Here is a 19,909-nt window from a genome sequence, read left to right on the forward strand (position 1 = left end):
TGCTGCGCTTATTGCTGCGCGAATTGGCCGAACTTGCCGGCAAAAAAGGCCAATGCGTCCCCTTCGGACATTTCGACCTGGTCTACTTCTCCTACTATGATCACGTGATCGCCCGCCTCGTGGCACGCTACATGACGGCAGACGAACCGCGCCAGACAGCCGGGGATCAGCGGAACACCGGCTTCGTTTTCGAGATAATCAAAATCATTCAGCGCCGTCGCATCCTGCGAGCAGGCCCAGCACAGCTCACTCTGATCCGACGCCAAGACGTGAATCGCAAATTGCTCTGCATCGCGGAACAGTGGAAACCGACGAGAGCCCTTGCTGGGCGCCCACATCACCAGTGGCGGGTCCAGTGACAGCGATGAGAAACTGTTGGCGGTGATGCAAAGCGGCCCGTTGTCACCGGCGCAGGTCACCACCGTCACGCCCGTGGCGAATTTCGCAAACGCGTCGCGCAATTGCCGCGGGTTGGCGGTGTCGGGTTCAAACACCACCGGGGTCTTTGGAGAGAAGGCGTTCATCACGGCACCTCCTTGCCCAGAGCGGCCTCATAGAGGCGGAACCAGCTTTCCCGGTCGAGCGTGACCTTGAGCGCGTCCGAGATACGGGCAATCCGATCCAGTTTGTTGGTGCCCATCACCGGCAGGATGCCCGCAGGATGGGCCAGCAGAAACGCCACGGCCACCGCAGACCGGTCCACGCCCGCCTCGGCAGCGATCTCGTCTGCGATCTGCGCGGCTTTGCTTTGTCCGGTCATCAGCGCACCCCCTCCCAGTGGGGACCAGGCCATCAGAGGATGGCCGTGCTGCTGATGATAAGCCAGATCGCCGTTCGAGAAAGGTGTTATTTCGGAAAGGGATATCTCGATCTGATTTGTGATCAGCGGCGTCTTCATCGCCGATTGAAGCAGCGACCAGTCCCAGGGACGGAAATTCGACACGCCAACGCTGCGCACCTTGCCCGAGTCCACAACCGCATCCAGCGCCGCGCCGGCCTCATGGTGATCCATGAACGGATCGGGCCGGTGGATCAGCAGCAGATCAATATGATCGATCGCCATCAGCCGCAGCGAGTGATCGACGGACGCCTCGATATGGGCGCGCGAGGTATCGTAGTATTTGACCTTGGCGTCCGAGTACCGCCCGCAAGGCGCAACGATCCCGCATTTGGTTACGATCTCCATCCGGTTGCGCAGGGCGGGATCGGATTTCAGCGCATTGCCCAGCACCTCTTCGGCGCCATAGTCGCCATAGATATCGGCCTGATCGAACGAGGTGATCCCCTGATCCAGACAGGCATTGATCTTGGCGATCACATGCTGCGGCGAGGTGTCAGCACCATCGGCCAGCCGCCACATGCCATAGACGATGCGGCTCAGCTCCAGTTCAGTGCCCAGTTTGACGCGATCCATCAGCGGCGTACTCCGTTGCCCAGCGGCGTTGCAGGCGTGTTCGCAGGCACCCGGCCATAAGCCTCGGGCAGCGAACAGGTTTTCAGATTCGGCAAGACGCGACTGCCGAAATGGCGGGCCTCGTCGATATGCGGGTAGCCCGAGAAGATAAAGGCGCGGATGCCCATCTTCTGGTACTCTTCGATCTTGGACATGACCTGATCGGTCGACCCGACCAATGCCGCGCCGCAGCCCGACCGGGCCCGGCCCACGCCGGTCCATAGGTGATCCTCGGTATAGCCGAACTGATCGGCCAGTTCCCGTGCCCGCGCCTGATGCGACACACCCAGAGAGGTGGAATCAAGCGCCCGTTCCCGGATCAGCCGACCGTACTCATCGTCCAATTTAGAGACTATATATTCGGCATATTCGCGCGCCTCGGCCTCGGTATCGCGCACGATCATGTGGACACGCAGACCGTAATCCAGCGTCCGGTCATAGCGCTGCGCCACCTCGTTGACCGCCTGCATCCGGCCCTCCAGTGCGTCCTTGGTCTCGGGCCACATCAGGTAGACATCGCAATGCTGCCCGCACAGCTCCAACGCCGCCGGGGAATAGCCGCCGAAATAGAGCAGCGGCCCGCCGGTCTGATAGGGTTTGACCGGATCGGTGGTGAGACCCGAGAAATTGTAAACTTCGCCCTCATAGTTGATCTCTTCCTGCGTCCAGGCCTGTTTCAGGATTTCGACCACTTCGCGCGAACGCTGGTAGCGGTAATTGCTTTCGGCCTTTTCGCCGGGAAAATCGGAACTGATGATATTGACCGTCAGACGCCCCTTCAGCATGTGATCGAGTGTCGCGATGGTGCGGGCCAGCATGATCGGCTGCATCTCGCCACAGCGCACGGCGGCCAGCAGGTTGATGCGATCGGTGATCGGCGCGCAGCCCGCCACAAAGGACAATGTGTCCTGCCCAACCTGATAGGATGACGGGCAGAGGATATTGCGAAACCCTTGCGCCTCGGCCTCTTTCACGATGTCCGAGCAGTGTTCCCAGCTGGACCGCAAGGCACCATCGGGGCGCCCCAGAAACTGATAATCATCCGAACACAGCGCCGAAAACCACGACACCTCGGCAGCATCCAGATCAGGAGATGTGATGGGCACAATGGTCATGTTGGTTTTCTCCGCAAAGGGCGCGCGTTTTGTCTTGCGTAGCAGGCGCTTTGATGTAGATCAATAGTGTATCAATTTTTTCCGCGACAGGACGCCGCAACCCGTGACACAGCCCGGCCCAAGCCCGAATGCACTGCCGCTCTATGTGCAGATTGCCGAGCTGCTGACCCGCGATATCGCGGCGGGCCGCTTGATCGACGGAGAGCGCCTGCCGCCCGAGCGCGAGATGGCCGAGCAGTTGCACACCTCGGTTGGAACCCTGCGTAAAGCCCTGCATCAGTTGACCGAACGCGGGTTGCTGGAACGGGTACAGGGCTCGGGCAATTACGTGCGCAGCGGGGCGGAAACCAAAAGCGTCTATGCGATGTTCCGGCTGGAACTGCCCGAGGGTGGCGGATTGCCCCGCGCAGATGTGCTATCGGTCGATCTGCTACCAAAACCCGACGATCTGCCGGGCTTTGGCACTTCGGACAGGGGTTCGCGGGTGCGTCGGCTGCGCTATCTCAATGACATCGTGATCGCAGTGGAAGAGATCTGGCTCGATGCCTCTGCCGGGGCGATCCGACGCAAGAACCTGTCCGATTCGCTCTATCACTACTACCAGAATCAGCTTGGCTTCTGGATCCGGCGCGCCGAAGACCGGGTCTCGGTCGGGACGGTGCCGGATTGGGCGCCCGAGCAGTTTACAAAACCCGGCGGGACGACCATTGGGTACATCGAACGACTCAGTTGGGCGGATACGCCCCAGCCGGTCGAGTTCTCGCGCACATGGTTTGATCCGGACCGCGCGCTTTATGTCCAACGGCTCAGATAAGGAGAGGGGCGTGACCCGACAGATCAATTACGGGATCATCGGCTGCGGCATGATGGGGCAGGAACACCTGAAAAATATCGCGTTGCTTGACGGCGCACGCGCCCGCGCGATCTATGAACCCGATGCCGGGATGGCTGAGATCGCTGGCCGGATCGCGCCCGAGGCGCTGCTTGTGCCCTCGCTCGACGCGTTGCTTGCTTTGCCCGATCTGGATTGCCTGCTGATCGTCAGCCCCAATCACTGCCATGTCGAACAAGTCCTGCAGATCGCGGAAACGCGCGCCCTGCCCTTGTTGATCGAAAAGCCGCTATTTACTGATCCGGCAGATGCCGAAGCGATGATGGCGCTGCGCGACAGCTATCCGGCCCCGATCTGGGTGGCGATGGAGTATCGCTACATGCCACCCATTGCGGCATTTCTGGAACAGGCCGGCTCAGCGACTGGCGGCATCAAAATGCTGACGCTGCGCGAACACCGGTTTCCGTTTCTTGAGAAGGTCGGCCACTGGAACCGCTTCAACCGTAACAGTGGCGGGACATTTGTTGAGAAGTGCTGCCACTTCTTCGACCTGATGCGGCTGGCGTTGGGGGCCGAACCGGTCCGCGTCATGGCTTCGGCCGCGCAGTCGGTCAATCATCTGGACGAGCGCTATGACGGCGAGGCGCCTGATATTCTCGACAACGGGTATGTGATCATCGATTTCGACAATGGCGCGCGCGCAATGCTGGAACTGTGCATGTTTGCTGAGGGCGCGACCTATCAGGAAGAGATTTCCGCCATCGGCCCCACCGGCAAGATTGAGGCGCTGGTGCCCGGACCAGGCCGCTTCTGGCCCACGCATCTGGGCGATCCCCCCACGCCGAAACTGATCGTCAGCCCACGCGCACCCAAGGGCCCAATAACTACTGATATCCCGGTCGACGGGAACCTGCTGGAGGCAGGTGATCACAACGGATCGACCTTTTATCAGCATCAGGCCTTCCTGCAGCTTCTGCGCGGCGAACGCGACGCACCGGATGTCTCGCTGATGGATGGCTGGATGGCCGTCCGAATGGGGCTGGCGGCGCAGCAATCCGCAGCAAGCGGCGAATCCGTCTTGTTAGAGCCTGTTTCTTGAGCTGCGAATAGGCCAAGCAAACCGCCACCCGAGCCAGGATTACGGCCTTGCAACGGATCATCCAGAAACAAAACCCCGGTCTGTGTCGCCGATGCACAGGCCAGAGCAAGCCGCAGTTTTCGACCCGACGGGACCACAGGGGCTACCAGAGCACCGCCAAAGTCCAGAAACGTTCCCGCGCGCCTGAAAGATTTCCCACTCGGGTCGAACTCGCGGCGCGATTACCCGGCGAGGGTTTACATAAAACCGTCCTGCCGGAAAAATGACGTGAAATCCAAGAAAGGCGGCGAGATGCGGCACTTCGATGAGATCTACGATATCGCCGCTCGCCGAAAAGGCGGTGCCGACGCGCTGGAGGCGTTGCTGAGCACTCCGCGCTCCAGGGCGGCACTCCGCGCGATCCCCGATGACCGGTGGCTGTCGGAAATGGCGCGCTGTCTGTTTCAGGCCGGTTTCAATTGGAAGGTCATCAACGCGAAATGGCCGAGCTTCGAAGCTGCGTTTCATGGTTTCGATCCCGCCCGGGTCGGCTTCTATCATGATGACGATATCGACCGACTGCTGAGCGATCGGGACATCGTGCGCAACGGAGCAAAGATTGCAGCGGTGATCGCCAATGCCCGCTTCGTACTGGATCTGGCCGCAAAACACGGCTCTGCAGCGGCCTTTTTTGCCGAGTGGCCCGGCGCCGATCATATCGGGCTTTTGCAGCTTCTTTCGAAATCCGGTGCGCGGCTGGGCGGCACAACCGGCCAGCGGATGCTGCGCAATATGGGCAAGGACGGGTTCATCCTGTCCCCGGATGTCAGCGCCCGCCTCGTCGCCGAGGATGTGGTCGACAAGCCACCGACCAGCAAGCGCGATATGGCCGCGACTCAGGCCGCATTCAACAGCTGGGCAGAGCAATCCGGGCGCGGGCTCACGCAGATCAGTCAGGTTCTGGCCTATAGCGTCTGACCTCAGCGCGATCGGGAATGCTCCGACAATTTTATCTGTTAGCCCCCTTTTAACAACTGCTTCGTTACCACGGAGACGGGTGATAAGAGGTGGTGGAGATGGGTGCGCAATCAAATGCGGCACCAGTCATCATCAAACGGAAGAAAGTCGTTGGTGGCGGTGGCCATCACGGTGGCGCATGGAAGGTGGCATATGCCGATTTCGTGACGGCCATGATGGCGTTCTTCATGTTGATGTGGCTGCTGAACGCAACGACGGAAAAGCAACGTAAGGGCCTGGCGGATTACTTTTCGCCATCGATCCCGCTCAGCCCCGTCTCAGGCGGTGGCGATGGGGCATTCGGGGGCGAGAACGTATTCTCGGATGATGCCGTGGTTCTGGACGGGCGGGGTGCGATAAAGCAGCACCTGACGGAGTCGCGCCGGGCACGGGGCGCAACCGGCGTTGACCGAAACGGGGACGAGGCCGCCTCGGAAGAGGCGTTCAGCGATGTACAGAACATGCTTCAGGGGCGCAGCGGCGAAAGCCAGGTCTCTGACCGTTTGCTGAAACATATCGTCACGCGGGTCACCGACGAAGGCTTGATCATCGAGCTTTCGGCAACCGATCAGGTGCCGCTCTTTGATCAGCATTCCGACAGGCCGACGGCGACGCTGCGGGAATTGACAGCGCTTGTCGCGAAAGCCACGGCAAATGTCACCAACGATGTCGCAATCGCCGCTCATGTGCAGGCGCGACCGGTTGTATTGGCGCGCAGCCCGGTCTGGGACCTGTCGATGGGGCGGGCCAAAACGGCGAAGACACTTCTGGGACAGTCCGGGCTGGACCCGGCGCGCATTCAGCGCGTGACCGGGCATGCCGATCGCAAGCTGCAGGACAAGAACCCGATGGCCGCCCGCAACAACCGTGTCGAGATCACGTTGCTGCGCGATCAGCCGCCGGAATAGCTCGCATTTTACTTGTTAGCGCGCTGTTAAACCTCAGCGCGTAGCTGTGGCATCAGGCCGAATGACCAAAGCAACAAAAGGGGCTCAGATGTCCATTTCCTCTTCGCTGAACGCAGGCGTGGCTGCGCTGTCAGCCAATGCCAATCGACTGGCAACCATTTCGGACAATATCGCAAACGCCTCGACCTTCGGGTACAAGCGGGTTGAAACGGATTTTCATTCGATGGTCACCTCGTCCTCGGGCGGGAATTACTCCGCGGGCGGCGTGCGCACGACCAACCGGCGCCTGATCGATCAGGGCGGCTCGATCGTGTCGACTAGCAATGCCACCGACCTCGCCATCCGGGGGCGCGGCATGTTGCCGGTGCGGCGCACCTCAGAGATTTCAGATGCCAGCTCGTCGCAGATGCTGCTGACCACGACCGGGTCGTTCCGAACCGATGAGCAAGGGTATCTGGTGACCGAATCGGGTCTGGTTCTGCTGGGCTGGCCCGCCGCTGCGGATGGCTCGATGCCGTCTTATCCGCGCGATACGTCCGAAGGCTTGCAGCCGATTCAGATGGGCGTGAACCAGGTCTCGGGGTCTCCGACAACCCGGATGAGCCTGCGCATGAACCTGCCCGCCACCGCGACTGAGGCCGGCGCGCCTGGTGATTCCCAGCCCCTCTCGGTCGAGTATTTCGACAACCTGGGCAAATCGGAGAACGTGCAGATCGAATTGGTTCCAACCGTGCCCGCGACCGGTGCCAGCAACGAATGGACCATGACATTGCGCGACACAGGTTCCGGCGGGGCGGTGATCGGTGAATACACGTTGACCTTCAACGACGCTCGAACAACCGGCGGCACACTGGCAAGCGTGACAACCGTATCCGGCGGGGCCTATGACCCCGCAACGGGCAGCCTTGTGGTCAACGTTGCGGGCGGCCCGATGGAGATCAATATCGGCCTGCTGGGCGACACGGACGGCATCTCGCAGCTTTCTGACACGTTTGCGCCGGTATCCACCACCAAGGACGGGTCGGCGGTGGGCACCATGACCCGGGTAGAGATCGACGAAAACGGCTATGTCTACGCGTTCTTCGATTCCGGCGTCTCGCAGCGCGTCTACCAGGTTCCCCTGGTGGATCTGCCCAATCCCAATGGCATGTTCTCACTCGACCAGCAGACCTATGCACCATCGCGCGAAAGCGGCACCTATTTCCTGTGGGATGCGGGTGACGGGCCGACCGGCGACATGGTGTCCTTTGCGCGTGAGGAATCCAAGACCGATATCGCAACCGAACTGACCGCAATGATTCAGACGCAGCGCGCCTATTCGACCAGCGCCAAAGTGATCCAGACCGTTGACGAGATGCTGCAGGAAACCACCAATATCAAACGCTGACATGGTGCCCGTTAGGGCCGTGGAAGGAGGGCGGATATGACAATCTCGGCAGCGTTCAGCAACGCACTCAGCGGTCTCACGGCCAGCGGTCGCGCGTCGGGCGTGATCTCGGACAATATCGCCAATGCACTGACCCCGGGCTATGCGAAGCGCAGCCTCGAACTGACCTCGAACGCAACTGCCGGTCAGGGCGTGCGCGTCCTGGGGGTGGTGCGGCGCACCGATCCCGTCCTGACAGACAACCGGCGCAGCGCCGAGGCCATGTCCTTGAATGCGGACAATCTGGCCCGATTTCATGCCGATTTCGGGGCTCTGATCGGCCCTTCCGACAACCCCGGTGCGCTGACCAACCGCGTAGCGGAGCTTGAGGCGTCTCTGATCACCGCCGCAAGCAACCCCAGCGCGCCTAGCCGTCTGGATGCCACGGTCAACGCCGCCAAAGATCTTGCGCAGTCGATCCGCTCGGCGGGCACGGGCCTGCGCGACCTGCGCACCCGCGCCGACCGCAATATCGGCCAGCAGGTCGACAACTTGAACGGCACGCTACAGGATATCGAGGCGCTGAACGCCCGTATCCGGCGGGTGGAGCTTTCGGGTGCGAATACCGCCTCACTACTTGATCAACGTCAGCAACTGGTGGATCAGGTCAATACTATCATCCCGGTCAAGATCGCGGCCCGTGACCATAGCCGTATTGCGCTCTACAGCGAAGGGGGCGCGATACTGCTGGATGGCTCCGCCGCCACGCTCAGCTTTACCACCGCCGCCTCTGCCGAACCGCATATGACCCACGCAAACGGATTGCTTTCGGGCCTTGAGATCAACGGCATGGCCATCCGGACCGAGGGCGGGTCATCGCCAATCCGTGGCAGCACCCTGGCCGCCAATTTCCAGATTCGCGACGAACTTGCCGTCGAGGCTCAGCAGAATCTCGATGCCCTCGCTCGTGACCTGATCGACCGCTTTGCCGACCCTGCGGTTGACCCGACGCTGGCCGCCACCGACCCCGGCCTGTTTACCGACGCTGGTGCCGCCTTTCTGCCGGCCAACGAGGTTGGCCTGTCGAACCGGCTGGCACTCAACGCCGTTGTCGATCCGTCCCAAGGTGGTGACAGCTGGCGGCTGCGCGACGGGTTAAATGCCGCAGGTTCGGGCGCACAGGGTGATGCTGCCTTGCTAAAAGCAATGAGCGCCGCGCTGACAGACCCACGAACGCTGGCGAGCGGAAATCTCGGAACCGGCGTGATGACCGCCGGTGGGGCCGCAACCGCGATGCTGTCAATCACCTCGCAGGCCACGGCCGAGACCGAACAGCGTGCGAGCTTTGCCTCGGCCACCTTCACCGAATTTCAGCGGATAGAGCAGGAAATCGGCGTGGATACCGACGCGGAACTGCAATCCCTGATGCAGATCGAACAGGCTTACGCCGCCAATGCGCGGGTTCTGGAAGTTGTCGGAACCCTGATGGATACATTGCTGAGGATCTGACCCATGCCCCTGACATCAATCGGCGATCTGGCCAGCTCTCTGGTATTGCGCACCCGCAGCGCTGACATCAAAACCCGGATTGCGACGCTGACCGATGAGCTTAGCTCGGGCCGGACCAAGGATGTAAACACGCGTCTTGCAGGTGATTACTCACAACTGGCGGACATGGATCGTCGGCTGCGCCATGTGCAGGCCTTCAACACGGTCACCGCCGAAGCAGGGGCCTGGGCCAGCGGCATGCAGACAAGCCTTGCCAACCTGCATGACCGGGTCGGGGATCTGTCGGCAAAGCTGGTCACATTTACCACACCCGGCCAAGAGGTCACCCGCCAGCATATGAGCAATCAGGCCGCCGATGACCTCAAAATCCTGGTTTCGACATTGAACACACGATCCGGCGGGCGCAGCCTGTTTGCCGGGCAGGCGGTTGATACGACACCCTTGGCCGATGACACGGCGCTTTTGACGGCCTTGCGCGCGGCGGTGAGCGGTCAGCCCACGCCGGTCGATATCATCCAGGCCGCCACAGACTGGTTCAACGATCCCGCAGGGTTTGAGGCGGTCATCTATCAGGGCTCCGATCAAAGCCTGGACCCGATCAAGCTGTCCGATACCCAGAACGCCAACCTGCCGTTGCGCGCCGATCATCCCACATTCCGCGCCCTCCTGCGCGATACCGCTTTGGCCGCTCTTGCAACCGACCCGGCATTGGGGCTCTCGGAAACGGTTCAATCCGATCTGCTGAACAGAACCGGCGCAAGCTTGCTGCGCAGCCAGGATGACCTGACCCTGCTACAGGCTGATCTGGGGTATACGGAATCCCGGATCGAGGCGGCGCGAACCCAAAACGCTGCCACCGCAACGGCCACCGAATTTGCCCACAACAGCCTTTTGGCGGCAGATCCCTATGACACGGCAACGCATCTGGAGGCGGCCCAGTTCCAGCTGGAAAGCCTCTATGCTGCAACGGTCCGATCCTCGCAATTGTCCCTGGTGAATTACCTCAGATGACCCTTTTCAGACTTCTTGCCCTGACCTTCTTTCTGGCCCTGCCCGCCAGCGCCGAAGAAATCCGGCTCAAGGATCTTGTCGATTTCGATGGCGTCCGGGGCAACGACCTGATCGGCTATGGCCTTGTTGTAGGTCTGAACGGCACCGGCGACGGGCTGCGCAATTCGCCCTTCACCGAGGACATGCTGTCGAATGTGTTGGAACGTCTGGGCGTCAACGTCACCGGAGAGCAGTTTCGCCCAAAGAATGTCGCCGCCGTGTTCGTGACGGCCAGCCTGCCGCCATTCTCAAGGGTGGGCTCGCAGATCGACGTTACCGTCTCCGCAATCGGTGATTCCAAAAGCCTGCTGGGAGGGACGTTGATCATGACGCCCCTGAACGCCGCTGACGGGCAGATTTATGCCGTCGCGCAGGGCACCGTACTGGCCGGTGGCGCCAGTGTCGAGGGGGAGGCGGCCTCGGTCGTGCGCGGTGTGCCCACCTCGGGGGTCATCCCTTCGGGCGCACGGGTCGAGAAAGAGATCGATTTCGACCTGTCATCGCTGACCCGCCTGCGCCTTGCCTTGCGGGAGCCTGATTTCACCACAGCGGGGCGCATCGAAACAGCCGTGAACCGCGAATTCAGGCGCCCAGTGGCGGTGATGCGCGATTCCGGAACGGTCGAGCTTGATGTCGCAGCGACACGGTCGGCCTCGGTGGCTCATGCGATCGGCAGAGTTGAGAACATCCTTGTCACGCCAGAGCGCCGGGCACGCGTGGTGGTCGATCAAAGATCGGGCACAATCGTGCTGGGCGATGATGTGCGCATCTCGCGCGTCGCCGTTTCGCAGGGCAATCTGACCCTGCGGATCGAAGAGGCACCGCTGGTCGTGCAACCAAACCCCTTTGCCAATGGGCGAACCGTGGTTGTCCCCCGCACCATTGCAGAACTTGAAGAGGACGAAGGCATCAAGCTGGCCGAGGTGCCGGAAGGAACCTCGCTGTCGCAGGTTGTTGCCGGTTTGAACGCACTTGGAGTCTCGCCCAGGGACATGATCGACATTCTCAAGACGATCAAGGCGGCCGGGGCGCTGCACGCGGAATTTGTCGTGCGCTGAGACGCGCGCGCGGTGGTGAGCGGTGGGGGCGTTTTCGCCTCTTGCAGACTCACCCGCCACCACGTATATGCCTCTCAACAGCGGCGCGTCGGGCTCTGGCCTGAAGCTCCACCGGGAAATATCGACGGGCCGCGGGCCCGTTTTTTTGTGTTTGGACCAAGATGAGCAACGACCTGATAGCAAAGGCAGCGATTGACCGGCGGCTGGCCGAGATCGTCACCCCCGTGATCGAGGATCTGGGGTTCGAGCTTGTGCGCATCCGTCTGATGAGCGGCAAGCAATCGACGCTGCAGATCATGGCCGACAAACCCGATGGCGGCATCGAAGTGGACGATTGCGCCGAAATCTCGAATGCGGTCAGTGCCACGCTGGATGTCGAAGACCCGATCCTGGACGCCTACACGCTGGAAGTATCGAGCCCGGGCATCGACCGGCCGCTGACCCGGCTCAAGGATTTCGACATGTTCGAGGGCTATGAGGCCAAGATCGAAACCGCCGAGTTGATCGACGGTCGCCGCCGCTTCAAGGGGGAATTGGCCGGGGTCGAGGGCGATGAGGTTCTGATCAACATCCCCGAGCACGGAGAAACGATCACCATTGGGCTGCAATTCGACTGGCTGAGCGATGCCAAGCTGGTGCTGACCGATGATCTGATCAAGGAAATGCTGCGCCAGCGCAAGGCAGCAGGCGCGCTGCCCGAAGACCTGAACGAAGACCAATTCGACGAAATAGTTGAAGATGCGCCCCTGCCGGGCGATGACGTTACAAGCGCGACCCTGCGGGGCGACGAAATCGCACCCCGGGAAGGGTCCGAAGAGGAGACGAACTGATGGCAATCACCTCAGCCAACCAGCTTGAGCTGCTGCAAACCGCCGAGGCCGTGGCCCGGGAAAAGATGATCGATCCCGGCCTGGTGGTCGAGGCGATGGAAGAAAGCCTCGCCCGTGCCGCCAAGAGCCGCTACGGCGCTGAGATGGATATCCGCGTCAGCATCGACCGCAAGACCGGCAAGGCCACCTTTACCCGCGTCCGTACCGTGGTCGAGGATGAAGAGCTTGAGAACTATCAGGCCGAATTCACCGTCGATCAGGCCAAGCAGTATATGGAAAACCCTGCCGTTGGTGATCAGTTCGTCGAAGAGGTCCCGCCGGTTGAAATGGGCCGCATCGCCGCGCAATCGGCCAAGCAGGTGATCCTGCAGAAGGTGCGCGAAGCAGAGCGCGACCGTCAGTATGAGGAATTCAAGGACCGCGCCGGCACCATCATCAACGGTCAGGTCAAGCGCGAAGAATTCGGCAATGTGATCGTCGATATCGGCGGCGGCGAGGCAGTGCTGCGCCGCAACGACAAGATCGGCCGCGAAAGCTATCGCCCGAACGACCGTCTGCGCGCCTATATCAAAGAGGTCCGCCGCGAGCCGCGTGGGCACCAGATCTTCCTGTCGCGCACCGCGCCGGAATTCATGGCCGAACTGTTCAAGATGGAAGTGCCGGAAATCTATGACGGCATCATCGACATCAAGGCAGTCGCCCGCGACCCCGGTTCACGCGCCAAGATCGCCGTGATCTCTTATGACGGCTCGATCGATCCGGTCGGGGCTTGTGTGGGTATGCGCGGCAGCCGGGTTCAGGCTGTGGTCAACGAACTGCAAGGCGAAAAGATCGACATTATCCCGTGGAACGAAGATCAGCCGACTTTCCTGGTGAACGCATTGCAGCCCGCCGAGGTCTCCAAGGTGGTTCTGGACGAAGAGGCCGGCAAGATCGAGGTCGTCGTGCCTGAGGAGCAGCTGTCGCTCGCGATCGGTCGCCGCGGTCAGAACGTGCGTCTGGCGAGCCAGCTGACCAATCTGGACATCGACATCATGACCGAGGCCGAAGAATCGGCACGTCGCCAGAAGGAATTCGAGGCACGCACCAGCCTGTTCATGGAAACACTGGATCTGGACGAGTTCTTTGCGCAACTGCTGGTCTCCGAAGGCTTTGGCAACCTCGAAGAGGTCGCTTATGTCGAGCTGGACGAGTTGCTGGTCATCGACGGCGTTGATGAAGGCACGGCACAGGAGCTTCAGGCCCGCGCCCGCGACTATCTGGAAGCGCAGGCCAAGCAGGCGCTGGACAATGCCCGTGCGCTGGGTGTTGAGGACAGCCTGGTTGAATTCGAGGGTCTGTCACCCCAGATGATCGAGGCATTGGCCAAAGACGGCGTCAAGACGCTGGAAGATTTCGCCACCTGCGCCGATTGGGAACTGGCGGGCGGCTGGACCACTGTGGATGGCGAGCGCGTCAAGGATGACGGCATTCTGGAACCGTTCGGCATGAGCCTGGAAGAGGCACAGGCGATGGTCATGACCGCGCGCGTTCTGCTGGGCTGGGTCGATCCGGCCGAGCTTGAGGCAGACGAAGAAGAAGTCGAGTCTGAGGACGGCGAAGAAACCAGCGCGGAGGCCGGGGCCTGATCTCAGGCCCGGTTGGGTCGAGATGAGTCGCGGTGGCGCCTCGAAAGACCGGTCGGACGGTCCCGAACGCAAATGCGTCGCCACGGGCGAGGTGCGTCCTAAATATGGACTCATCCGCTTTGTGGCAGGGCCGGACGGCACGGTTGTGCCCGATGTAATGGGCAAGCTGCCGGGTCGCGGCGTTTATGTCGCAGCTGATCGTGCGGCCTTGGGACGGGCCGTGGACAAGAAACTGTTCAGCCGGGGCCTGAAAATGCAGGCCAAGGTCCCCGACGGGCTCATCGACGAGGTCGAGCGGCAATTGTCGCGCCGTGTTGTCGACTTGCTGAGCTTGGCCCGCAAGTCGGGTGATGCGGTGGCGGGCTTTGAAAAGGTCAAGACCTGGCTCGACAAGGAAGAGGCCCAGGTTCTGCTTCAGGCCAGCGATGGATCGGCGCGCGGAAAGACGAAATTGAGCACGCCGCATTTTGGTAAATACATCGGTTGGCTCACCGCAGACGAATTGGGCATGGCGTTTGGACGCCAAACAGTGATACATGCGGCGCTGGCCTCTGGTGGACTCGCCAAACGTGTTGTAGAGGAAGCGCAGCGCCTGCGTGGCTTGCGCGAAACGGATGACGGCGGCAACGGCCGCGCGGAAGGGTAAGTAAGCTTGATGAGCGATAGTGACGGCAAAAAGACATTGGGTCTTCGTGGAGCGCCCCGCTCGGGGAATGTGAAACAGAGTTTCAGCCACGGACGGACCAAGAATGTCGTGGTGGAAACCAAGCGCAAGCGCGTTGTGGTCCCCAAGCCCGGTGCGTCAAAGCCCGGGGCCGGGTCTGGCGCGCCCTCAGGTGATCCCTCGCGTCGCCCGGCCGGGATCTCTGACGCCGAAATGGCCCGCCGCCTGAAAGCGGTTCAGGCCGCCAAGGCGCGTGAGGCAGAGGAAACCGCACGCCGCGCGGCTGAGGAAAAGGCGCGCGCCGAAGAGCGTGAGCGTCGCCGGGCCGAGGCCGAGGCGAAGGAACGCGAGCAGCGCGAGGCCGAAGAGCGTGCCAAGCAGAAAGCTGCCGACGAAGAACGCCAGCGCAAGGAAGCCGAAGAATCCGCGCGCCGCGCCGCTGCCGAGGCCGCCTCTGCCAAAGAAGCGCCCAAGCCGGAACAGCGCAGCGCGCCGGCTGGTCGCCCCGCCCCCGCCGAAGCGCCGCGTCGCGATCGCGAACAGCGCCCGTCGCGTGGCAAGGGCCGTGATGACAACCGCCGTTCGGGCAAACTGACGCTGAACCAGGCGCTTTCGGGCGGCGAAGGTGGCCGCCAGAAATCGCTGGCCGCGATGAAGCGGAAACAGGAACGCGCGCGGCAGAAAGCCATGGGTGGCTCGGTCGAGCGCGAAAAGGTGATCCGCGACGTGCAGGTGCCGGAGACCATTGTGGTCTCCGAACTGGCCAACCGGATGGCAGAACGCGTCGGTGATGTGGTCAAGTCACTTATGAACATGGGCATGATGGTCACGCAGAACCAGTCGATTGACGCGGACACTGCCGAACTGATCATCGAGGAATTCGGCCACAAGGTGGTGCGTGTTTCGGATGCCGATGTCGAAGACGTCATCGCTGATGTCGAAGACAATGAGGGCGATCTGCAGCCGCGTCCGCCGGTCATCACCATCATGGGCCATGTCGACCACGGCAAGACCTCGCTGCTGGATGCGATTCGCGACGCCAAGGTTGTTGCCGGCGAAGCGGGCGGCATCACCCAGCATATCGGCGCCTATCAGGTGAAAACCGATGGCGGCACCACGCTGACCTTCCTCGATACGCCGGGCCACGCCGCCTTTACCTCGATGCGGTCGCGTGGGGCGCAGGTGACGGATATCGTCGTGCTTGTGGTAGCTGCGGATGATGCGGTCATGCCGCAGACCATCGAAGCCATCAACCACGCCAAGGCGGCGCAGGTGCCGATGATTGTGGCGATCAACAAGGTCGATAAACCAGAGGCCAACCCGGACAAGGTGCGCACCGACCTGCTGCAGCATGAGGTGATCGTCGAGAAGATGTCGGGTGAGGTACAGGATGTCGAAGTCTCCGCCATCACCGGCCAGGGCCTGGACGAGTTGCTTGAAGCCATCGCGCTGCAGGCCGAAATTCTGGAACTGAAAGCAAACCCCGACCGCGCCGCCCAGGGCGCCGTGATTGAGGCGCAGCTGGATGTGGGCCGCGGCCCCGTCGCGACCGTTCTGGTTCAGAAAGGCACGCTGCGTCAGGGCGACATCTTTGTTGTGGGTGAGCAGTACGGCAAGGTCCGTGCGCTGATCAACGACAAGGGTGACCGCGTGAAAGAGGCTGGACCGTCGGTTCCGGTCGAGGTTCTGGGCCTTAACGGCACGCCAGAGGCCGGGGACGTTCTGAACGTGACCGATACCGAAGCGCAGGCGCGCGAGATTGCGGATTACCGTGAACAGGCCGCCAAGGACAAACGCGCCGCCGCCGGTGCCGCGACCACACTTGAGCAGCTGATGCAGAAGGCCAAGGAAGACGAGAACGTCTCGGAACTGCCGATTCTGGTCAAAGCGGATGTGCAGGGTTCTGCCGAAGCCATCGTTCAGGCGATGGAAAAGATCGGCAATGACGAGGTGCGCGTGCGTGTGCTGCATTCCGGCGTCGGGGCCATCACCGAAACCGATATCGGTCTGGCCGAAGCGTCTGGCGCGCCGGTCATGGGCTTCAACGTGCGGGCCAATACCTCGGCACGGAACACGGCGAACCAGAAAGGTGTCGAGATCCGGTATTATTCGGTGATCTACGACCTTGTGGATGACGTGAAAGCCGCCGCTTCGGGTCTGCTGAGCGCCGAGATCAAGGAAAACTTCATCGGCTATGCCGAGATCAAGGACGTGTTCAAGGTCTCCAACGTTGGCAAGGTTGCGGGCTGTCTCGTGACCGAAGGCGTTGCGCGTCGTTCGGCCGGTGTCCGCCTGCTGCGCGACAACGTTGTGATCCACGAAGGCACGCTAAAGACCCTCAAACGCTTCAAGGACGAAGTGGCCGAGGTTCAGTCGGGTCAGGAATGCGGTATGGCGTTCGAGAACTATGACGACATTCGCACCGGTGACGTGATCGAGATCTTTGAACGCGAAGAAGTCACCCGCACACTGGACTGATCGGTTCCTGCAGAACGAAAACAAGGGGTTGGCCGATGGGCCAACCCCTTGTCGTGTGAGTGGCAGTTTGCCGTTTCGTCAGGCCGCAGCCTTGACCGGACGCCCCGAATAGAGCTTTTTGCCGACTTTTACTTCGATGCGCCCATCAGATAGCGCACGCACATATGTGCCCTGTACGAACACACACGTGCCGATCGTAATTGTCCGTAGCACGTGACATCCTCCCAAATAGGTATTTGGATTTCATCATTATACACGAAAAAACAAAAATAGACACTGTTTAGCGTCAGGTGATCGAAGGACCTGGCGCTGCAACTCTATATGTAGCGTGGAAATTGGATATTACATACAAAACACCGTGAGTGGCGCAGCTCCACAGCAGAAAGAAAACCTCGCAAGTCAGATCACAGCCAATCTCGCAGGATCGGAATAAGCGGAATATCGGCGGGTGGCATCGGGTAGTCGCGCAGATCTTTTGCCCGCACCCATTTCAACCGCTGGCCCTCATTGGATTGCGGGATGCCTTCCCATTTACGGCAGGCAAAAAGCGGCATGAGCAGGTGGAAATCATCGTATCCGTGGCTCGCAAATGTCAGCGGGGCAAGGCAGGATTCCCAAGTGTTGATACCCAGCTCTTCTTCGAGCTCGCGGATCAGCGCCAGTTCTGGCGTTTCACCCGATTCGACCTTGCCGCCCGGAAACTCCCATAGACCGGCCATGGATTTGCCCTCGGGGCGCTGCGCCAGCAGCACCCGGCCATCGGTGTCGATCAGCGCAACCGCCGAGACAAGTATGATTTTCACGACCGGTAGTCCGCGTTGATCTCGATATATCCGTGGGTCAGATCGCAGGTCCAGACGGTGGCTTTGCCCGCGCCCAGCCCCAGATCGATGGCGATCACCAACTCCGGCGCTTTCATGTATGCGGCTGCGTCTTCTTCGCGGTAATCCGGGCTGACCCAGCCTTTTTCCGCCACCAGAATATCTCCGAAGGAAATGCTCAGCCGGTCCCGGTCCGCCGTGGCGCCGGATTTGCCGATTGCCATCACGACGCGCCCCCAGTTGGCGTCTTCGCCCGCGATCGCGGTCTTGACCAGCGGTGAATTGGCGACTGACAAACCGTGCGTTTTGGCCTCGGCATTCGACATGGCGCCGGTGACGCGGATTTCGATGAACTTGGTCGCGCCTTCGCCGTCGCGCACCACCAGATGCGCCAGATCGCGCATCACCTGTTCTAGGGCGGCATCAAACCCGGCATCGCCTGTCGCGTCCACGCCCGCCGCGCCGGTGGCACAGACCAGCAAACTGTCCGAGGTAGAGGTATCGCTGTCCACAGTGATGCAATTGAAAGTCCGGTCAGCCATGGCCGAAACCGCGCTTTGCAGTGCCGCCTGATCATACCCCGCATCGGTGAAGATATAGACCAGCATCGTCGCCATATCTGGCGCGATCATGCCTGATCCTTTGGCGATTCCCGCGATGGACACGGTCTTGCCGTCGATCTCGACCTGGGCGCTTGCGCCCTTTGGGAATGTGTCGGTGGTCATGATCGCCTGCGCGGCACCCTCGATGGCATCACCGGACAGACCCGCGTTCATGTCTTCGATACGCGACACGATCCGATCATGGGGCAACGGCTCGCCAATCACGCCGGTTGAGGCGGTGAAGACGCGGCTCACCGGCACACCCGTGGTCTTTGCAACCGCCTGGGTCACCTCGGTGACCGAAGCTTGCCCGTAATGGCCGGTAAAGGCGTTGGCATTGCCCGAATTGACCAGGATCGCGGCGGGGCCGGTGCTGTCACCGCCCAGCTTTTGCTGGCAATCCAGCACCGGCGCGGCGCGGGTCGAAGAGCGGGTGAACACACCCGCCACCGACGTTCCCGCGTCGAGAACCGCCAGCATCACATCGGTGCGCCCGGTATATTTCACACCCGCAGCGGCGGTGGCAAAGCGCACGCCAGCTATTTGCGGCAGATCGGGAAAGCCCGCTGGCGCCAGCGGTGAGACCTGGGTGATCGTCGCCAAGGCGCTTACTCCTGCACGAGGTCGAGCTGCTTGATGATCTCGGGCGTCAGGCCTTCGACCTCGGGGCGTTCCACCTTCGCAGCGCTGGTCAGTTCCGCCACTTTCGCAGCGATCACATCACGCTGGATCTGCTGCGCCAGTTCTCCGCGTACAGCATCCAGCGTCGGGGCCTGGGATTTACGCTTGTCGTTCAGGATGATCAGATGCCAGCCGAACTGCGTCTGCACCGGATTCGAAACCTGACCCGGTTCCAGCGTCATCACCGCCTGCTCGAATTCGGGCACCATCTGACCTGCGCCGAACCAGCCCAGCGCACCGCCATTCGGACCCGAGGGGCCGGTAGATTTCTCTTTTGCGGTTTCGGCGAAATTGGCCCCGTTGTCGAGATCGGTCTTGATCTCCTTGGCCTCATCCTCGGTCTCGACCAGAATATGAGCGGCGTCAAATTCGTCGCCGCCTTCCCAATCCGCAAACTGCGCGTCATAGGCGGCCTGCAGCGCCTCGTCGGTCACGGCATCTGCGGTCAGCCGGTCGATCATGGTCACCGCCATCAACGAGCGTTCCTCGTTTTCCAGCGTCAGCGCGACCTGACGCGGCATCTCGTCGCCCAGCGCATCGCGCAGCAGGTTTTGCTGGATCAACTGATCCAGAATGGCGTCATAGAGCGCCTGATCCTCGACCTGCTGATATTCTGGCGGCAGCGCCGCCCGTGCCAGGATCAGATGCCCAAGCGTGATGTCTTCGCCGTTGACCGATGCGACAACAGTGTCGGCATCTGGCTGGCTTTGTGCGGCCACAGGCAGCGCCATCGCGGCAGCGAGCGCCAGAGATGGCAGAAAAGTGAAGCCTTTGGGCATGTATTCATCCTATATTCAGGCCGCGACGGGGCGCGGCGTT

General features: G+C 61.4%; 18 protein-coding genes. 12 read left to right on the plus strand and 6 right to left on the minus strand.

Annotated elements, in window-relative coordinates:
- Positions 1 to 8: 8 nt before the first annotated feature.
- From AB1E34_RS06200 to AB1E34_RS06210, 3 genes are read right to left on the minus strand one after another with little or no spacing between them, the layout of a single operon-like run.
- A complete protein-coding gene (locus AB1E34_RS06200) occupies positions 9 to 524 on the minus strand; it encodes a flavin reductase family protein (protein ID WP_372571466.1) in 516 nt (171 codons plus the stop codon).
- Entirely contained in the window at positions 524 to 1,414 is an 891-nt protein-coding gene (locus tag AB1E34_RS06205) for an aldo/keto reductase (RefSeq protein WP_372571467.1), read from the minus strand. The genes AB1E34_RS06200 and AB1E34_RS06205 overlap by 1 nt, the downstream gene beginning before the upstream one ends.
- Positions 1,414 to 2,568, minus strand: coding sequence for an LLM class flavin-dependent oxidoreductase (locus AB1E34_RS06210; RefSeq protein WP_372571468.1), 1,155 nt, complete (start codon positions 2,566 to 2,568; stop codon positions 1,414 to 1,416). The genes AB1E34_RS06205 and AB1E34_RS06210 overlap by 1 nt, the downstream gene beginning before the upstream one ends.
- A gap of 103 nt (positions 2,569 to 2,671) precedes the next feature.
- Between AB1E34_RS06210 and AB1E34_RS06215 the strand changes: the two genes are divergently transcribed.
- The 12 genes from AB1E34_RS06215 (at position 2,672) to infB (ending at position 16,986) form a co-directional block, all read left to right on the plus strand.
- Positions 2,672 to 3,382 (plus strand): GntR family transcriptional regulator, encoded by a 711-nt coding sequence (locus tag AB1E34_RS06215; RefSeq protein ID WP_372571469.1) that lies wholly within the window; start codon positions 2,672 to 2,674, stop codon positions 3,380 to 3,382.
- A gap of 10 nt (positions 3,383 to 3,392) precedes the next feature.
- Positions 3,393 to 4,499, plus strand: a complete 1,107-nt coding sequence (locus AB1E34_RS06220) for a Gfo/Idh/MocA family protein (RefSeq protein WP_372571470.1) — start codon at positions 3,393 to 3,395, stop codon at positions 4,497 to 4,499.
- 267 nt (positions 4,500 to 4,766) lie between these two features.
- Positions 4,767 to 5,456, plus strand: a complete 690-nt coding sequence (locus AB1E34_RS06225; protein ID WP_372571471.1) for a DNA-3-methyladenine glycosylase I — start codon at positions 4,767 to 4,769, stop codon at positions 5,454 to 5,456.
- A 98-nt stretch (positions 5,457 to 5,554) separates the two neighbouring features.
- Entirely contained in the window at positions 5,555 to 6,403 is an 849-nt protein-coding gene (locus tag AB1E34_RS06230; RefSeq protein WP_372571472.1) for a flagellar motor protein MotB, read from the plus strand.
- 88 nt (positions 6,404 to 6,491) lie between these two features.
- Positions 6,492 to 7,790: a flagellar hook protein FlgE gene (locus AB1E34_RS06235; protein ID WP_372571473.1), complete on the plus strand. Its 1,299-nt coding sequence runs from the start codon at positions 6,492 to 6,494 to the stop codon at positions 7,788 to 7,790.
- A 36-nt stretch (positions 7,791 to 7,826) separates the two neighbouring features.
- A complete protein-coding gene (gene flgK, locus AB1E34_RS06240) occupies positions 7,827 to 9,278 on the plus strand; it encodes a flagellar hook-associated protein FlgK (RefSeq protein ID WP_372571474.1) in 1,452 nt (483 codons plus the stop codon).
- Between the two features lie 3 nt (positions 9,279 to 9,281).
- Complete coding sequence (locus AB1E34_RS06245) at positions 9,282 to 10,289, plus strand: flagellin (protein WP_372571475.1); 1,008 nt, start codon at positions 9,282 to 9,284, stop codon at positions 10,287 to 10,289.
- On the plus strand, positions 10,286 to 11,386 hold the full coding sequence (locus AB1E34_RS06250) for a flagellar basal body P-ring protein FlgI (protein ID WP_372571476.1): 1,101 nt from the start codon (positions 10,286 to 10,288) through the stop codon (positions 11,384 to 11,386). The genes AB1E34_RS06245 and AB1E34_RS06250 overlap by 4 nt, the downstream gene beginning before the upstream one ends.
- A gap of 161 nt (positions 11,387 to 11,547) precedes the next feature.
- On the plus strand, positions 11,548 to 12,216 hold the full coding sequence (rimP, locus tag AB1E34_RS06255; protein WP_372571477.1) for a ribosome maturation factor RimP: 669 nt from the start codon (positions 11,548 to 11,550) through the stop codon (positions 12,214 to 12,216).
- Entirely contained in the window at positions 12,216 to 13,844 is a 1,629-nt protein-coding gene (nusA, locus tag AB1E34_RS06260) for a transcription termination factor NusA (RefSeq protein ID WP_372571478.1), read from the plus strand. The genes rimP and nusA overlap by 1 nt, the downstream gene beginning before the upstream one ends.
- Before the next feature lie 22 nt (positions 13,845 to 13,866).
- Positions 13,867 to 14,490, plus strand: a complete 624-nt coding sequence (locus tag AB1E34_RS06265) for an RNA-binding protein (RefSeq protein WP_372571479.1) — start codon at positions 13,867 to 13,869, stop codon at positions 14,488 to 14,490.
- A 9-nt stretch (positions 14,491 to 14,499) separates the two neighbouring features.
- A complete protein-coding gene (infB, locus tag AB1E34_RS06270) occupies positions 14,500 to 16,986 on the plus strand; it encodes a translation initiation factor IF-2 (RefSeq protein ID WP_372571480.1) in 2,487 nt (828 codons plus the stop codon).
- Between the two features lie 404 nt (positions 16,987 to 17,390).
- Here the strand turns inward: infB and mutT are convergent, their stop codons facing one another.
- From mutT to AB1E34_RS06285, 3 genes are read right to left on the minus strand one after another with little or no spacing between them, the layout of a single operon-like run.
- Positions 17,391 to 17,789: an 8-oxo-dGTP diphosphatase MutT gene (gene mutT / locus AB1E34_RS06275; protein WP_372571481.1), complete on the minus strand. Its 399-nt coding sequence runs from the start codon at positions 17,787 to 17,789 to the stop codon at positions 17,391 to 17,393.
- On the minus strand, positions 17,786 to 19,012 hold the full coding sequence (gene argJ, locus AB1E34_RS06280) for a bifunctional glutamate N-acetyltransferase/amino-acid acetyltransferase ArgJ (RefSeq protein ID WP_372571482.1): 1,227 nt from the start codon (positions 19,010 to 19,012) through the stop codon (positions 17,786 to 17,788). Before argJ ends, mutT begins: the two co-directional genes overlap by 4 nt.
- 5 nt (positions 19,013 to 19,017) lie before the next feature.
- Positions 19,018 to 19,869 carry a peptidylprolyl isomerase gene (locus AB1E34_RS06285; protein WP_372571483.1) on the minus strand — a complete coding sequence of 284 codons (852 nt, stop codon included), beginning with the start codon at positions 19,867 to 19,869 and terminating at the stop codon, positions 19,018 to 19,020.
- Between the last annotated feature and the right edge of the window lie 40 nt (positions 19,870 to 19,909).

The organism is Ruegeria jejuensis (assembly GCF_041537905.1).
GTDB lineage: Bacteria > Pseudomonadota > Alphaproteobacteria > Rhodobacterales > Rhodobacteraceae > Ruegeria_C.

Bases quoted from the DNA above. Each gene is read 5' to 3' on its own strand.
- AB1E34_RS06200 (WP_372571466.1), bottom strand. From the start codon at position 524: ATGAACGCCTTCTCTCCAAAGACCCCGGTGGTGTTTGAACCCGACACC.
- AB1E34_RS06205 (WP_372571467.1), bottom strand. From the start codon at position 1,414: ATGGATCGCGTCAAACTGGGCACTGAACTGGAGCTGAGCCGCATCGTC.
- AB1E34_RS06210 (WP_372571468.1), bottom strand. From the start codon at position 2,568: ATGACCATTGTGCCCATCACATCTCCTGATCTGGATGCTGCCGAGGTG.
- AB1E34_RS06230 (WP_372571472.1), top strand. From the start codon at position 5,555: ATGGGTGCGCAATCAAATGCGGCACCAGTCATCATCAAACGGAAGAAA.
- AB1E34_RS06235 (WP_372571473.1), top strand. From the start codon at position 6,492: ATGTCCATTTCCTCTTCGCTGAACGCAGGCGTGGCTGCGCTGTCAGCC.
- flgK (WP_372571474.1), top strand. From the start codon at position 7,827: ATGACAATCTCGGCAGCGTTCAGCAACGCACTCAGCGGTCTCACGGCC.
- AB1E34_RS06245 (WP_372571475.1), top strand. From the start codon at position 9,282: ATGCCCCTGACATCAATCGGCGATCTGGCCAGCTCTCTGGTATTGCGC.
- AB1E34_RS06250 (WP_372571476.1), top strand. From the start codon at position 10,286: ATGACCCTTTTCAGACTTCTTGCCCTGACCTTCTTTCTGGCCCTGCCC.
- rimP (WP_372571477.1), top strand. From the start codon at position 11,548: ATGAGCAACGACCTGATAGCAAAGGCAGCGATTGACCGGCGGCTGGCC.
- nusA (WP_372571478.1), top strand. From the start codon at position 12,216: ATGGCAATCACCTCAGCCAACCAGCTTGAGCTGCTGCAAACCGCCGAG.
- AB1E34_RS06265 (WP_372571479.1), top strand. From the start codon at position 13,867: ATGAGTCGCGGTGGCGCCTCGAAAGACCGGTCGGACGGTCCCGAACGC.
- infB (WP_372571480.1), top strand. From the start codon at position 14,500: ATGAGCGATAGTGACGGCAAAAAGACATTGGGTCTTCGTGGAGCGCCC.
- AB1E34_RS06285 (WP_372571483.1), bottom strand. From the start codon at position 19,869: ATGCCCAAAGGCTTCACTTTTCTGCCATCTCTGGCGCTCGCTGCCGCG.